This window comes from Tatumella sp. JGM94 (genome assembly GCF_018257595.1).
Classification (GTDB): domain Bacteria; phylum Pseudomonadota; class Gammaproteobacteria; order Enterobacterales; family Enterobacteriaceae; genus Tatumella; species Tatumella punctata.
This window is the reverse complement of record NZ_JAERJN010000004.1, coordinates 1-14,038: the sequence shown is the minus strand read 5'-3', so window position 1 is coordinate 14,038 and position 14,038 is coordinate 1. Positions and strand designations below refer to the sequence as shown.

The 14,038-nt window shown below is 49.3% G+C and carries 17 protein-coding genes; 14 read left to right on the top strand and 3 right to left on the bottom strand.

The window, feature by feature from the left end:
• On the bottom strand, positions 1-993 hold the full coding sequence (locus tag JK216_RS04000; protein ID WP_249213009.1) for a hydrolase: 993 nt from the start codon (positions 991-993) through the stop codon (positions 1-3).
• An 81-nt stretch (positions 994-1,074) separates the two neighbouring features.
• On the opposite strand from JK216_RS04000, the gene JK216_RS03995 reads away from it, so the two are divergent.
• Complete coding sequence (locus tag JK216_RS03995) at positions 1,075-1,683, top strand: LysE family translocator (protein ID WP_212707409.1); 609 nt, start codon at positions 1,075-1,077, stop codon at positions 1,681-1,683.
• 170 nt (positions 1,684-1,853) lie between these two features.
• Here the strand turns inward: JK216_RS03995 and JK216_RS03990 are convergent, their stop codons facing one another.
• Entirely contained in the window at positions 1,854-3,761 is a 1,908-nt protein-coding gene (locus JK216_RS03990; protein WP_212710325.1) for an ABC transporter ATP-binding protein, read from the bottom strand.
• Positions 3,762-3,887: 126 nt separating this feature from the next.
• Between JK216_RS03990 and kefG the strand changes: the two genes are divergently transcribed.
• From kefG to slyD, 4 genes are all read left to right on the top strand, one after another.
• Complete coding sequence (kefG, locus tag JK216_RS03985) at positions 3,888-4,439, top strand: glutathione-regulated potassium-efflux system ancillary protein KefG (RefSeq protein WP_212711360.1); 552 nt, start codon at positions 3,888-3,890, stop codon at positions 4,437-4,439.
• A complete protein-coding gene (kefB, locus tag JK216_RS03980) occupies positions 4,439-6,250 on the top strand; it encodes a glutathione-regulated potassium-efflux system protein KefB (protein ID WP_212707432.1) in 1,812 nt (603 codons plus the stop codon). The genes kefG and kefB overlap by 1 nt, the downstream gene beginning before the upstream one ends.
• A gap of 49 nt (positions 6,251-6,299) precedes the next feature.
• Positions 6,300-6,494, top strand: a complete 195-nt coding sequence (locus JK216_RS03975; protein ID WP_212707411.1) for a YheV family putative zinc ribbon protein — start codon at positions 6,300-6,302, stop codon at positions 6,492-6,494.
• A gap of 188 nt (positions 6,495-6,682) precedes the next feature.
• Positions 6,683-7,219, top strand: coding sequence for a peptidylprolyl isomerase (gene slyD / locus JK216_RS03970; protein ID WP_212711359.1), 537 nt, complete (start codon positions 6,683-6,685; stop codon positions 7,217-7,219).
• A gap of 46 nt (positions 7,220-7,265) precedes the next feature.
• Here the strand turns inward: slyD and JK216_RS03965 are convergent, their stop codons facing one another.
• Positions 7,266-7,484: a SlyX family protein gene (locus JK216_RS03965; RefSeq protein WP_212707413.1), complete on the bottom strand. Its 219-nt coding sequence runs from the start codon at positions 7,482-7,484 to the stop codon at positions 7,266-7,268.
• Between the two features lie 283 nt (positions 7,485-7,767).
• Here JK216_RS03965 and fkpA point away from each other — a divergent pair, with 283 nt between their 5' ends.
• From fkpA to JK216_RS03920, 9 genes are all read left to right on the top strand, one after another.
• Positions 7,768-8,580: an FKBP-type peptidyl-prolyl cis-trans isomerase gene (gene fkpA / locus JK216_RS03960; RefSeq protein WP_212707414.1), complete on the top strand. Its 813-nt coding sequence runs from the start codon at positions 7,768-7,770 to the stop codon at positions 8,578-8,580.
• A gap of 166 nt (positions 8,581-8,746) precedes the next feature.
• Positions 8,747-9,469: a transcriptional regulator gene (locus tag JK216_RS03955; protein WP_212707415.1), complete on the top strand. Its 723-nt coding sequence runs from the start codon at positions 8,747-8,749 to the stop codon at positions 9,467-9,469.
• A complete protein-coding gene (gene tusD / locus JK216_RS03950; protein WP_212710326.1) occupies positions 9,469-9,855 on the top strand; it encodes a sulfurtransferase complex subunit TusD in 387 nt (128 codons plus the stop codon). Before JK216_RS03955 ends, tusD begins: the two co-directional genes overlap by 1 nt.
• The gene (gene tusC / locus JK216_RS03945) at positions 9,849-10,214 is read left to right on the top strand and encodes a sulfurtransferase complex subunit TusC (protein ID WP_343877300.1); all 366 of its coding nucleotides are present in this window, start codon (positions 9,849-9,851) and stop codon (positions 10,212-10,214) included. The genes tusD and tusC overlap by 7 nt, the downstream gene beginning before the upstream one ends.
• 14 nt (positions 10,215-10,228) lie before the next feature.
• The gene (tusB, locus tag JK216_RS03940; RefSeq protein WP_212707418.1) at positions 10,229-10,516 is read left to right on the top strand and encodes a sulfurtransferase complex subunit TusB; all 288 of its coding nucleotides are present in this window, start codon (positions 10,229-10,231) and stop codon (positions 10,514-10,516) included.
• A 124-nt stretch (positions 10,517-10,640) separates the two neighbouring features.
• Positions 10,641-11,015 (top strand): 30S ribosomal protein S12, encoded by a 375-nt coding sequence (gene rpsL, locus JK216_RS03935; protein WP_003852912.1) that lies wholly within the window; start codon positions 10,641-10,643, stop codon positions 11,013-11,015.
• A 95-nt stretch (positions 11,016-11,110) separates the two neighbouring features.
• On the top strand, positions 11,111-11,581 hold the full coding sequence (gene rpsG, locus JK216_RS03930; protein ID WP_038016579.1) for a 30S ribosomal protein S7: 471 nt from the start codon (positions 11,111-11,113) through the stop codon (positions 11,579-11,581).
• Positions 11,582-11,674: 93 nt separating this feature from the next.
• Complete coding sequence (gene fusA, locus JK216_RS03925) at positions 11,675-13,789, top strand: elongation factor G (protein WP_212707419.1); 2,115 nt, start codon at positions 11,675-11,677, stop codon at positions 13,787-13,789.
• A 67-nt stretch (positions 13,790-13,856) separates the two neighbouring features.
• Positions 13,857-14,038 (top strand): GTP-binding protein (locus JK216_RS03920; protein WP_249212996.1); only part of this gene is annotated, 182 nt, incomplete at its 3' end.

The following is a 14,038-nucleotide window of genomic DNA, read 5'->3' as shown; positions in this document are numbered from 1 at the left end:
TTATTTATCCAGCCAGGTTGAAAGCCATTGAGGAATACGATGCTCCAGCCACATGACCGGGCGGGTCAGGGTACCACTGACGAAACCAACGTGGCCACCGTACTGACAGAGCTGGTAGGTAATGCTCGGTGACAGATGCTCCGGATTGGGAATGACATCAGGCACCATAAAAGGATCATCCCGGGCATGGATAATCAGTAACGGTTTTTCGACGCCGGAAAGCAGCGGCATGCCGCTTGCACGACGATAATAGTCGGTTGCATCGGTAAATCCATGGTTTTTAGACGTAATTTCATCATCGAAATCCCTTAGCCGGTGAATGCTATTCAGGCGTTCGAGAGAGATATCCAGCAGGCCGGGATATGCTTTCAGTTTCCGGCGAACACTTTTTTTCATCTGCGACAGCAGATAGAACTGATAAAAACGCGAAAAGCCCTGTTCCAGCTTAGAACTGCAGGGCTCCAGCATTAAAGGGGCCGACACGATAACGCCGGCATCCAACAGACAGTCACTGCCCAGGGAGCCCATCATACAAGCCAGCATATTTCCGCCCAGTGAAAACCCGGTGGCGGCAGTCGGTGCCGGTCCCATCGTTTGTTGCATCCAGCGCAGGAAATAACTGGCGTCAGCAAAATCCCCGGAGTGATAGTTTTGTTTTTTCCGGTTCGACTCACCGCTGCAGCCCCGGAAGTGCATCACCACCCCCAGCCAGCCCCGTTTCTTAAATGCTGACAGCAGCCCGTGAGCATAAGGGCTGTTGATACTACCTTCGAGTCCGTGAAAAATAACAGCACGTGACTTATGTTGTGCATGTTGCGGATTTTCACTCCATGCCAGATCGACAAAATCACCGTCAGGTAGTTCAAGCCGCTGCCAGTAAGGCTTAATCCGCACAATCCGGCGCAGGATCCTTGGCAGAAGGGTCTGGATATGAGGGTTTTTCAGCTGAGGAATTGGGGTAAATTCCTCACCTGTATTACGACAAATTTTCATACCATCGGGTCTTGTCTGATCCATAACTCACTGTATAGTTTCAAAGGTTAATTTAATCCTGAGACAGGAATGGTGTCACGCATGGAAATGGGATTATTTCTCTCGCTACTGGGTTTTCTTTGGGTTGCAGCAATAACACCCGGCCCTAATAATATGTTACTTACTGCATCCGGTGCCAACTTTGGTTTTATTCGCTCATTTCCGTTAATGCTTGGCATTATGCTGGGCATGCAGATTATGCTGCTTATGGTTGCCTTCGGTATTGGCGGTCTTATTCTGGTCTATCCTGCTATTCATTTATTGCTGAAAATTGCGGGCAGCCTGTACTTACTCTGGCTTTCCTGGAAAATTGCCAGTGCGCCTTATGAAGAGCTGGATATCAGTAATCTGTCGGTTCCCGGGAAAGCCATGCCTTTCTGGCAGGGAGGGATACTGCAGTTAATTAACCCTAAAGCCTGGCTGATGTCACTGGGCGCGGTAGCCAGTTTTAGTCTTGCAGGTGCTCAGTATCATTCATCGGTGCTGGCGATCAGCTTTGCAATGTTCCTGGTGAATATTGTGGCCGGTATTATCTGGCTTAGCTTTGGTTCGTTTATCGGACGCTGGCTGAAAAGCCCCCGCGCCTGGAAAATATTTAATATCTGCATGGGGCTGCTTACCGCATCCTGTGTGATCCTTATCTGGCTGTAATACCGCCGAACCAGGGAATAACCGCCGGAGACTCCACACAGGTCATGATGACCGAGGGATTTTAAATAAATCAGAGTCGGTCTGTCATGTAATTGTTGGTAATTTCTCTGCGGGCACACGGATCCGACGTCGCAGGCTGTGTCCTGCAGACCCCCGGGGCCTGCCCGGCCTCAGGATGCTGCGGAGCTTATTGTTTCCAGTTGTTCCTGCAATTCCAGCCATTCCATTTCGCACTCTTCCAGCTCTGACTGGCTTTCTGCCTGTATTTTCAGGGCGGCAGTTAACTCCGTTTTTCTCTCCTGCTCGTAAATTCCCGGCTGGCTGAGTAACTGTTCATTTTCGCTGAGTGTGGTTTGCAGGACCGTCATGCGTTTTTCCAGCTGTTCTGTCTTTTTACGCAGTGGCTGGGTTTGGATACGCAGCTCTGCTTCGCGCCTTTTCTGGTCCTTACGGGCCTGAGCACTGTTACCTGACGCGGATTTTACCTCTTCAGGTGGTGTACTGTTTTTTTGCTGATTTGTCAGCCACTGCTGATAATCATCCAGGTCACCATCAAATACATCGACATTGCCCGCGTCAACCAGATACAGGTCATCGGTGGTGGCACGAATCAGGTGCCTGTCATGGGACACCACGACTAATGCTCCTTCGTAATCCATCAGCGCTTCGGTCAGCGCCTGACGCATATCCAGGTCAAGGTGGTTGGTCGGTTCATCCAGCAGCAGTAAGTTCGGACGTTCCCAGACCACTAGTGCCAGTACCAGCCGTGCTTTTTCGCCGCCGGAGAATCGCCCTGTAGCCTCTTTGACTTTGTCGCCCTGGAAACCAAAGCCCCCGAGGTAGTCCCTCAGTTGCTGTTCCAGCACCCGCGGTGCCTGGCGTTGCAGGTGTTGTAATGGCGATTCATCTGCCCGTAAATATTCCAGTTGATGCTGGGCGAAATAACCCAGCTTAATACCTTTAGCCAGCGTTACTTCACCTTGCTGCGGTGCCAGATCGCCAGCCAGTAATTTGATTAACGTAGATTTTCCTGCGCCGTTACGGCCAAGTAAGCCAATACGTGAACCGGGAACCAGGTTAAGTTTTATCGAATTCAGAATCACTTTTTCGCCATAACCGGCCGTTACTTTCTCCATTTTGAGTAATGGATTTGGCAGGCTTTCCGGCGGCAAAAAACTGAAACTGAAGGGGTTATCCACATGTGCCGGGGCAATCAGTTCCATTTTCTCCAGCATTTTGATCCGGCTCTGGGCCTGTCTTGCTTTGGTGGCTTTGGCTCTGAAACGATCGATATAGTGCTGTAAGTGCTCTACCCGGGCTTGCTGGCTTTGGTAAAGTGCCTGCTGCTGGGCGAGTTTTGTTGCCCGCTGACGTTCGAAATCACTGTAATTACCCGTGTATTCGACCAAATCTTCCTGCTCAATATGCAGAATCTTGTTAACGGTCGGGTCGAGAAAGTCACGGTCATGTGAAATCAGTATCAGTGTGCCGGTATAACTTTTCAGCCAGCGCTCCAGCCAGATAACAGCATCAAGATCCAAGTGGTTGGTCGGTTCGTCAAGCAATAACAAATCTGATCGGCAAATCAGGGCCTGGGCCAGGTTCAGGCGCATTCTCCAGCCACCTGAAAAATCTTTTACCGGAGACTGTAATTGCTGCTGACTGAATCCTAAACCGTGTAGCAGGCTGGCAGCCCGTGACTGTATGGTCCAGGACTGAATGGCATCCAGTTTTCCGTGCAGTAACGCAATCTTATTACCGTCATTTTCTGCATTTGCTTGCGCCAGAGCATTTTCCAGCTGGCGAAACTCTCTGTCTCCGTCAATTACGTATTCGATAGCTGCCTGATCCAGCGCCGGCGTTTCCTGATTTACCCAGGCCAGCGACCAGTTACCAGGAAAATTAACATGACCGGCATCACTGTTAATTTCACCTTTCAGCAGAGACAGCAGGGTGGACTTCCCGCAACCATTTTTCCCGACCAGACCGACCTTCTGTCCGGGGTTAATGGTGGCGGAAGCGTTTTCCAGCAGTACCCGGGTACCGCGTCGAATTTGTAGCGAAGAGAAGACAATCATAAGCGCCGTATCGTCAGAATATGTTAAATTATCAGCTAAAATGAACCAGCGATTAAACAGAATATTTCGTAATGTGCTGCATGGTAGCTGAAATAGTTATCCGTGACGATGATTTGGAGGAGAACAATGTCAACACAGCCTAAAATCCTGCTGCTTTATGCTCATCCGGAATCACAGGAGTCGGTGGCAAACAGGGTCTTACTGGAGACCGCAAAGCGGCAGGAAAACGTGACTGTGCATGATCTGTATGCATTTTATCCTGATTTTTTCATCGACATTCATTACGAACAACAGCTATTACGTGAACATGACATTATCGTTTTTCAGCACCCGTTATATACCTACAGCTGTCCTGCGTTACTGAAGGAGTGGTTTGACCGGGTATTGTCGCGGGGCTTCGCCACCGGCAGTGGGGAGCATGCACTTGCCGGAAAGTACTGGCGCAGTATCGTCACTACCGGAGAGCCTGAAACGGCCTATCATCAGCACGGGCTTAACCGTTATCCGATGACCGAAATCATGCGTCCTTTTGAACTGACCGCACAAACCTGTCGCATGCACTGGCTCACACCAATGGTGATTTACTGCGCCAGACGTCAGACGGCAAAGGCAATGCAAACCTATGCCAGTGCTTATCATGACTGGTTGTCTCAGCCGTTACCTCAGGGGGTTATTTGATGGAAGGTCCGGGCCTGTTAACCGCAGGTGTTATTTATTTGGGTGCAGCAGTGGTTGCGGTACCGATTGCTGCACGGATTGGTATTGGCGCGGTTCTGGGGTATCTGCTGGCCGGGATTGCTATCGGCCCCTGGGGTATCGGGCTGATCAGTGATGTCGACGAGATTCTGCACTTTTCTGAACTTGGCGTTGTTTTCCTGATGTTTATCATCGGGCTGGAGCTGAACCCTGGCAAACTCTGGGAGCTGCGTCGTTCAATATTTGGTGTAGGTGCTGCTCAGGTTATTTTCTCTGCTGTTATCCTCGGAGGGTTACTGTGGCTGACTGACTTCTCATGGCAGGCGGCCCTGATCGGGGGGATTGGTCTGGCGATGTCCTCGACCGCGATGGCGCTTCAGTTAATGCGCGATAAAGGGATGAATCGCAGTGAATCCGGACAGCTTGGTTTCTCAGTATTATTGTTTCAGGATTTGGCGGTTATCCCCGCCCTGGCACTGATACCTTTACTGGCAGGCAGTGATGGCCACCACCCTACCGACTGGATAAAAGTCGGTATGAAAGTGCTGGCGTTTGCCGGCATGTTGATTGGCGGGCGCTTTTTGCTGAAACCTATTTTCCGTTTTATTGCGGCCTCCGGCGTCCGGGAAGTGTTTACGGCTGCCGCATTATTACTGGTTATTGGATCAGCCGTATTTATGGATGCACTGGGGCTGTCAATGGCGCTGGGGACCTTTATTGCCGGGGTATTACTGGCAGAAAGTGAATACCGTCATGAGCTTGAGGTGGCGATTGAGCCGTTTAAAGGGCTATTACTGGGGTTATTCTTTATTTCTGTCGGTATGGCCCTGAACCTGGGGGTGCTGTACACCCATATTATTGAAATTCTGGTCGCAGTACTGGTGCTGGTCGCCGTTAAAACACTGGTCCTCTATTCTCTGGCCCGTATTTACGGTTTACGCAGTTCAGAACGGTTACAGTTTTCCGGTGTGTTAAGTCAGGGCGGGGAATTTGCTTTTGTTTTATTCTCTGGCGCGGCATCGGCACACTTGTTCTCAGGAGAACAGTTGCCATTGTTGCTGGTCACGGTCACATTATCCATGATGACGACCCCGTTGCTGATGCAAGGGGTGGATAAAATACTGGTCCGTCGCTTCAATAAATCCGGTGATGAAAATAATGAAAAACATTATGTCGAAGATGATCAGCCTCAGGTGATTGTGGTCGGGTTTGGCCGTTTTGGTCAGGTTATTGGCCGGTTGCTGATGGCGAATAATACCCGTATTACGGTACTGGAGCGGGACATCAGTGCGGTCAGTCTGATGCGAAAATATGGCTATAAAGTCTATTACGGCGATGCGACCGAACTTGAATTATTACGGGCTGCCGGAGCTGAAGGGGCACAGTCTATTGTGGTGACCTGTAATGATCCCGAAGATGCAATGACGATTGTACAGTTATGTCAGCATCATTTCCCGCATCTGAAAATTCTTGCCCGTGCCCGCGGACGTGTCGAAGCCCATGAACTGCTGCAGGCCGGAGTGACGCAGTTCAGTCGTGAAACCTTTTCCAGTGCACTGGAACTCGGACGTAAGACACTGATTACGCTTGGAATGCATCCGCATCAGGCGATGCGTGCCCAGTTACACTTCCGCCGTCTGGATATGCGGATGCTGCGTGAGCTGATGCCGAACCATGAGGATAACGGGCAGATTTCCCGTGTGCGTGAAGCCCGTCGTGAACTGGAAGATATTTTTAATCGGGAAATGCAGAAAGAAAAACAACAGTTTGATGGCTGGGATGAACCCGGCTAACCACCGTGATGTGATTACTTTCCGATAAACATAGCAAGCTGGAGCTGAAATGCGTAAACGTTTTATTGCCGGTGCTGTTTGCCCCCATTGTCAGCAAAAAGACACTCTTGCCATGTGGCAGGAAAACAGTATTGATGTTGTCGAATGTGTGAAATGTGGTCATCAGATGCGGGAAGCCGAAAAAGCGATTGCCGGTAATATTCGTCAGCATGAGCAGATTATTGGCGTATTTACCCCTGAATAATGCGGTTTTTTGTTTTTTTTCACACTGAAACTTACAGTGGGATTGAATTTCGCTACAATCAGCGCCATTAAGACCGGAGAGGAAATTAACCCGATTTTTTTCCGGTCAGGACCTTTCTGGTTGGTGTTATTGCAGGCAAGAATAAACCAATGAGACGGGAATTAAGCTCTCAACGGTTAGGAGATATCATGAAAGTAGCAAAAGACCTGGTAGTAAGTCTGGCGTATCAGGTACGTACAGAAGATGGCGTATTAGTTGATGAATCACCGGCAAATGCGCCGCTGGAATATCTGCACGGTCATGGTTCCCTGATTTCTGGTCTGGAAAAAGCACTGGAAAATCATGAGCCTGGCGATAAATTTGATGTGAATATTGCTGCGGATGATGCCTACGGCCAGTTTGATGACAATCTGGTGCAGCGTGTACCGAAAGATGTTTTTGTCGGTGTTGATGAACTGCAGCCGGGTATGCGTTTCCTGGCAGAAACTGATCAGGGTCCGGTACCGGTAGAAATTACCGAAGTCGGTGATGATTTTGTGGTTGTTGACGGTAACCATATGCTGGCAGGCCAGAACCTGAGCTTCAATGTGGAAGTGATGGCTATCCGCGAAGCGACCGCAGAAGAGCTGGCCCATGGGCACGTTCACGGTGAGAACGGGCATGATCACGACCATGACCACGGTCAGGAAGGATGCGGTACCGGCGGCTGTGGCTGCCACCACTAATCCCTGCTAATACAGACAGCCACCGTCCGGTGGCTGTCTGCTCTGGTCAGTAATGAGGCGGTGGTGTCTCTTCTGACTGCGGGGCCAGCAATGAAGGCGCGGCTGTTTTTACTTTATCAACCAGCATGCGGAACTGCTCCCGTATTTTTCCCATCTCAAGTTCATGTCTGACGACAATCTGGTTCAGCTCTTCGATGGTCTGTTCCTGAAAAGCAATCTTGCTTTCAAGCGCTTCCAGACGTTTTTCCCATTCGGACGCTTGCATTATATTTCCTCATTATTTCGTTTCTGCGCCATGATGCGTTATCTGCTGCGATTATTCGAGCACTGCTGTCAGGATCTGGCTGATTTTTGTCTCCCAGTATGCGGTGACCTTGAAAATTCTCTGTTCAGCCCAATATCCTTTGAAACTTCCTGACGCAAAAAAGGTCGGAGGTTAACAGAGAATGATCGTGATGATGGTGTGTTACACCGTGATATACCGTTATAGTGTGGGTAATGAAAACACAATAATCACCGGGGTCTGATACTTCGGTTGGGAGATATGGATGAAATCATTGTTTAAAGTCTCATTGTTAGCGACCACTTTAGCCGTTGCGCTGAATGCACCTGTGGTTATGGCTGCTGACACGTCAGCCAAAACCACTGAGCAGGCACCTGCAAATGCTGCATTTAAAGATCAGACGCAGCAGTCTGCTTATGCGCTGGGTGCTTCCTTAGGTCGCTACATGGACAATTCTCTGAAGGAACAAGAGAAGCTTGGTATCAAGCTGGACAAAAAATTCCTGATCGCAGGTGTTCAGGATGCCTTTGCCGGTAAGAGCAAACTGTCTGATGCTGAAATCGAACAGACCCTGAAGACCTTCGAAGGTCATGTGAAAGCGGCCGCTCAGGCGAAAATGGAAAAAGATGCCAAAGAGAATGCCGAAAAAGGTGATGCTTTTGCTGCCAAATTCGCAAAACAAGCCGGCGTGAAAAAAACCGCCAGCGGGCTGCTGTATAAAGTAGAAAAAGAGGGCACCGGTAACGCGCCAGTTGATAGCGATACGGTTGTGGTTAACTACAAAGGTACCCTGATTAACGGTACCGAGTTTGATAACTCTTACAAACGTGGTGAGCCATTATCTTTCCGTCTGGACGGTGTTATCCCGGGCTGGACTGAAGGTCTCAAACACGTGAAGAAAGGCGGTAAAATTGAGCTGGTCATCCCGCCAGATCTGGCTTACGGTCAGAACGGTGTGCCTGGTATTCCGCCAAATTCAACCTTAGTCTTTGAAGTTGAGTTGCTGGATATTAAACCAGCACCTAAAGCGGATAATGCGGCAAAAGCGCCGGCAGCTGCTGCCACCCCGGCGCAGTAATTGTTTTACACCGCCGCACCTCTGCGGCGGTTCTTTACCCCGCCGCGCTAAAAGGGCTGGCTTAAGTGATCGACATTTGCCAGACTGATATTTCAATTATTTATAGTTTTTGAGTCTGCCCGGCTGTGCTTATGACAGGCTCCAGCTACCTGGGGTAATATCTGTAATGTCTAATCCTTTTAATCCCGGCGATATCGCTGATTACGAACTCCCGGAACGGTATCCGTTTGAACCGGCAGACTATGACATTCTGAAATCATATGAATCGGTTGTTGACGGGCTGGCCATGCTGATTGGTTCTCATTGTGAGATAGTGCTGCACTCGCTGGATAATCTGAAATGTTCGGCAATCCGGATTGCCAACGGTGAACATACCGGCAGACAGGTCGGCTCACCTATCACGGATCTTGCCCTGAGAATGTTGCATGATCTGCAGGGTGAAAAAAGTAATGTCTCCCGAGCTTACTTTACCCGTGCCAAAAGTGGTGTACTGATGAAATCAGTCACTATTGCTATCCGTAATCATAGTCAGCGGGTGATCGGGCTGTTATGTATCAATATGAATCTGGATGTGCCTTTTTCACAGATCATGTCGACCTTTATGCCTCCGGAACTGCATCAGGTAGACTCGAGTGTTAACTTTGCAAGTTCAGTAGATGATCTGGTGGCCCAGACGATGGAATTTACCATTGAAGAAGTGACCAATGATCGCAATGTGTCCAATAATGCAAAAAACCGGCAGATAGTACTGAATCTGTATGAAAAAGGTATCTTTGACATTAAAGATGCGATTAACCAGGTGGCTGACCGGTTAGAAATTTCCAAACACACTGTTTACCTGTACATCCGCCAGTTTAAAAACGGTGATTTTCACGGAGGTGAACGCTGATGCGTTACTCACTGCTGGTGACCGGTGCCCCCTACGGGACACAGCAGTCATCCAGTGCCTTATTGTTTGCCAGAGCATTACTGCAGGCGGGCCAGCAACTTGAGAGCGTGTTTTTTTACCGTGAAGGGGTACTGAATGCCAATCGGCTGGTTTCGCCTGCCAGTGATGAAACTGATATGGTGCGGGAATGGCAGCATCTGCATCTGCAGCATGGTATTGGCCTGCATATCTGTGTGGCTGCAGCGCTCAGGCGTGGTGTGGCTGATGCGTCTGAATCGGCGCGCCTGCAATTACCCGCAGACAATTTACAGCCCGGTTTTACCCTGAGCGGGCTGGGTGCTTTTGCTGAAGCGGCACTGACCTGTGATCGGCTGGTACAATTCTGATGAATAAAGTTGCCTTTGTATTTATGTCCGCTCCCCATGGCAGCAGTGCCGGCAGGGAAGGGCTGGATGCGCTGCTGGCGACAGCAGCCCTTAATGACCAGTGCGCTCTGTTTTTTATCGGCGACGGTGTTCTGCAACTATTGCCCGAACAGCAGCCAGAACAGATTCTGTCGCGTAATTATATTGCGACCTTCGGTGTACTGCCATTGTATGACATCGAACAGTACTACCTGTGCAGAGAGTCACTGGTCTGCCGTGGAATTCCTGATGACAGCGACTGGGTATTGCCTGCTGAAGTGCTGGATACCTGCGAATTACGTCGTCGTCTTACGGATTTTGATAAAATTGTCACATTCTGAGAAATAAACAGCAGATGCTACATACACTCATGCGCTCTCCCTGGCAGTGTGATTTACAGGGGCTGATAGCATTACTTTCACCCGGTGATGACCTGCTGTTATTACAGGATGGTGTGCTGGCAGCTATCGAAGGAAGTCAGTGCCTTACTGCATTATTACAGTCGCCGGCAACACTTTATGTGTTGCAGGAAGATATTACAGCCCGCGGGCTGGGCGAAAAAACCTCAGCCAGCGTGCAGCTAACAGACTACACCGGGTTTGTTAATTTAACCCTCCGGCACCCGCAACAGTTCACCTGGTAGCACAGAAGTATTGGTTATTTCTTGACACCTTTTGGACGGGGCCCTAAAATTCTGCGTCCTCGTAGAAATGCGAGGCGATTTATTACGTGTTTACGAAGCTAAAGCTAAATCCAGGAGCTATTTAATGGCAACAGTTAACCAGCTGGTTCGCAAACCACGCGTACGCAAAGTTGCAAAAAGCAACGTGCCTGCGCTGGAAGCATGCCCGCAAAAACGTGGTGTTTGTACTCGTGTATATACTACCACTCCTAAAAAACCGAACTCCGCATTACGTAAAGTATGTCGTGTTCGCCTGACCAACGGTTTCGAAGTAACTTCGTACATCGGTGGTGAAGGCCATAACCTGCAGGAACACTCCGTGATCCTGATCCGTGGCGGTCGTGTTAAAGACTTGCCAGGTGTGCGTTACCACACCGTTCGCGGCGCACTTGACTGTTCAGGTGTTAAAGACCGTAAACAGGCTCGTTCTAAATACGGTGTGAAGAAGCCTAAGGCTTAATGGACTCCGTTAAGTAAGGCCAAACGTTTTAATATAAATGTCAGAATAAACTCGTAGAGTTTTGGACAATCCTGAATTATCAACGGAGAATTTCCATGCCACGTCGTCGTGTGATTGGTCAACGTAAAATCCTGCCAGATCCTAAGTTCGGATCTGAGTTGCTGGCCAAATTTGTAAATATTCTGATGGTAGATGGTAAAAAATCTACTGCAGAAGCTATCGTATACACTGCGCTTGAGACCCTGGCTCAGCGCTCTGGTAAAACTGAACTGGATGCTTTCGACATTGCGCTCGAAAACGTGCGTCCTACAGTAGAAGTTAAATCCCGCCGTGTCGGTGGTTCTACTTATCAGGTACCAGTTGAAGTCCGTCCGGTTCGTCGTAATGCACTGGCAATGCGCTGGATCGTAGAAGCTGCTCGTAAACGCGGTGATAAATCTATGGCTTTGCGCCTGGCGAACGAACTTTCTGACGCTGCAGAGAACAAAGGTACTGCAGTGAAGAAACGTGAAGACGTTCACCGTATGGCCGAAGCCAACAAGGCGTTCGCTCACTACCGCTGGTAATTACCACGGTGTAGTTGTTAACCCGGCGGACGCTCTTGTAGCTAACCCGCCGTGGTTTACTTACATAGAACGTCCGGAATTCAGAGGAATCAAATGGCTCGTACAACCCCCATTGCCCGCTACCGTAATATCGGTATCAGTGCACACATCGACGCCGGTAAAACCACAACTACCGAGCGTATCCTGTTCTACACCGGTGTAAACCATAAAATCGGTGAAGTACACGATGGTGCAGCAACTATGGACTGGATGGCTCAGGAACAGGAACGTGGTATTACCATCACGTCTGCTGCGACGACTGCTTTCTGGTCTGGTATGGCAAAACAGTTTGAACCACACCGTGTAAACATTATCGATACCCCGGGACACGTTGACTTTACTATCGAAGTAGAGCGTTCAATGCGTGTTCTGGATGGTGCAGTAATGGTTTACTGTGCGGTTGGTGGCGTTCAGCCTCAGTCCGAGACTGTATGGCGCCAGGCTAACAAATATAAAGTTCCACGCATCGCGTTCGTTAACAAAATGGACCGTATGGGTGCTAACTTCCTGAAAGTTGTTGGTCAGATTAAAAGCCGTCTGGGCGCAAACCCTGTTCCATTGCAGTTAGCAATCGGTGCAGAAGAAGGTTTCACCGGTGTTGTTGACCTGGTGAAAATGAAAGCGATCAACTGGAACGAAGCAGACGCTGGCGTGACCTTCGAATACGAAGAGATCCCTGCTGATATGGTCGATCTGGCTGATGAATGGCGCCAGAACATGGTCGAGGCTGCTGCTGAAGCTTCTGAAGAGCTGATGGAGAAATACCTCGGCGGTGAAGAACTGACTGAAGAAGAGATCAAACAGGCTCTGCGTCAGCGCGTTCTGAACAACGAAATCATCCTGGTTACCTGTGGTTCTGCATTTAAGAACAAAGGTGTTCAGGCGATGCTGGATGCGGTTATCGAATATCTGCCTTCACCAACCGACGTACCTGCGATTAAAGGTATGCTGGATGACGGTAAAGATACTCCGGCTGAGCGTCATGCTGATGACAACGAGCCGTTCTCTGCGCTGGCATTTAAAATTGCTACCGACCCGTTTGTTGGTAACCTGACGTTCTTCCGCGTGTACTCTGGTGTGGTTAACTCCGGTGATACCGTACTGAACTCAGTAAAATCTGCCCGTGAGCGTTTTGGCCGTATCGTTCAGATGCACGCTAACAAACGTGAAGAGATCAGCGAAGTTCGTGCAGGTGATATCGCAGCGGCTATCGGCCTGAAAGATGTTATTACAGGTGATACTCTGTGTGATCCAAGCGCACCAATTATTCTGGAGCGTATGGAATTCCCTGAGCCGGTAATCTCTATCGCGGTTGAACCAAAAACCAAAGCTGACCAGGAAAAAATGGGTCTGGCTCTGGGCCGTCTGGCAAAAGAAGATCCTTCTTTCCGTGTATGGACTGATGAAGAATCTAACCAGACTATTATCGCTGGTATGGGTGAATTACACCTCGACATCATCGTTGACCGTATGAAGCGTGAATTCAATGTTGAAGCAAACATTGGTAAACCGCAGGTAGCATACCGTGAAGCAATTCGCGCGAAAGTTACTGATATCGAAGGTAAACACGCGAAGCAGTCTGGTGGTCGTGGTCAGTATGGTCATGTTGTTATCGACATGTACCCACTGGAGCCAGGTTCTAACCCGAACGGTTACGAATTTATCAACGACATCAAAGGTGGTGTAATTCCTACTGAATACATCCCTGCGGTTGATAAAGGTATCCAGGAGCAGCTGAAATCAGGTCCACTGGCGGGTTATCCGGTAGTTGATCTGGGTGTTCGTCTGCACTTTGGTTCATACCATGATGTTGACTCCTCTGAACTGGCGTTTAAACTGGCTGCATCTATCGCCTTTAAAGATGGCTTTAAGAAAGCAACTCCGGTTCTGCTTGAGCCAATCATGAAGGTTGAAGTTGAAACGCCTGAAGAGAATACTGGTGATGTCATCGGTGACCTGAGCAGACGTCGTGGTATGCTGAAAGGGCAGGAATCTAACGCGACTGGCGTAGAGATTCATGCTGAGGTACCACTGTCTGAAATGTTCGGTTACGCGACTCAGTTGCGTTCTCTGACCAAAGGTCGTGCTTCTTACTCCATGGAGTTCCTGAAGTACGATGATGCGCCGAACAACGTAGCGCAGGCCGTTATTGAAGCTCGTAGTAAATAAGACTACGGTTTAATTTTGAACAGATGCCTTCATCGGGTGATGAAGGCATAACGTAAGGAATATCGCCATGGCGAAAGAGCAATTTCAACGTAACAAACCACACGTTAACGTCGGTACTATCGGCCACGTTGACCACGGTAAAACCACTCTGACTGCAGCAATCACTACCGTGCTGGCTAAACACTACGGCGGTGCAGCTCGTGACTTCGCGCAGATCGATAACGCGCCAGAAGAAAAAGCACGTGGTAT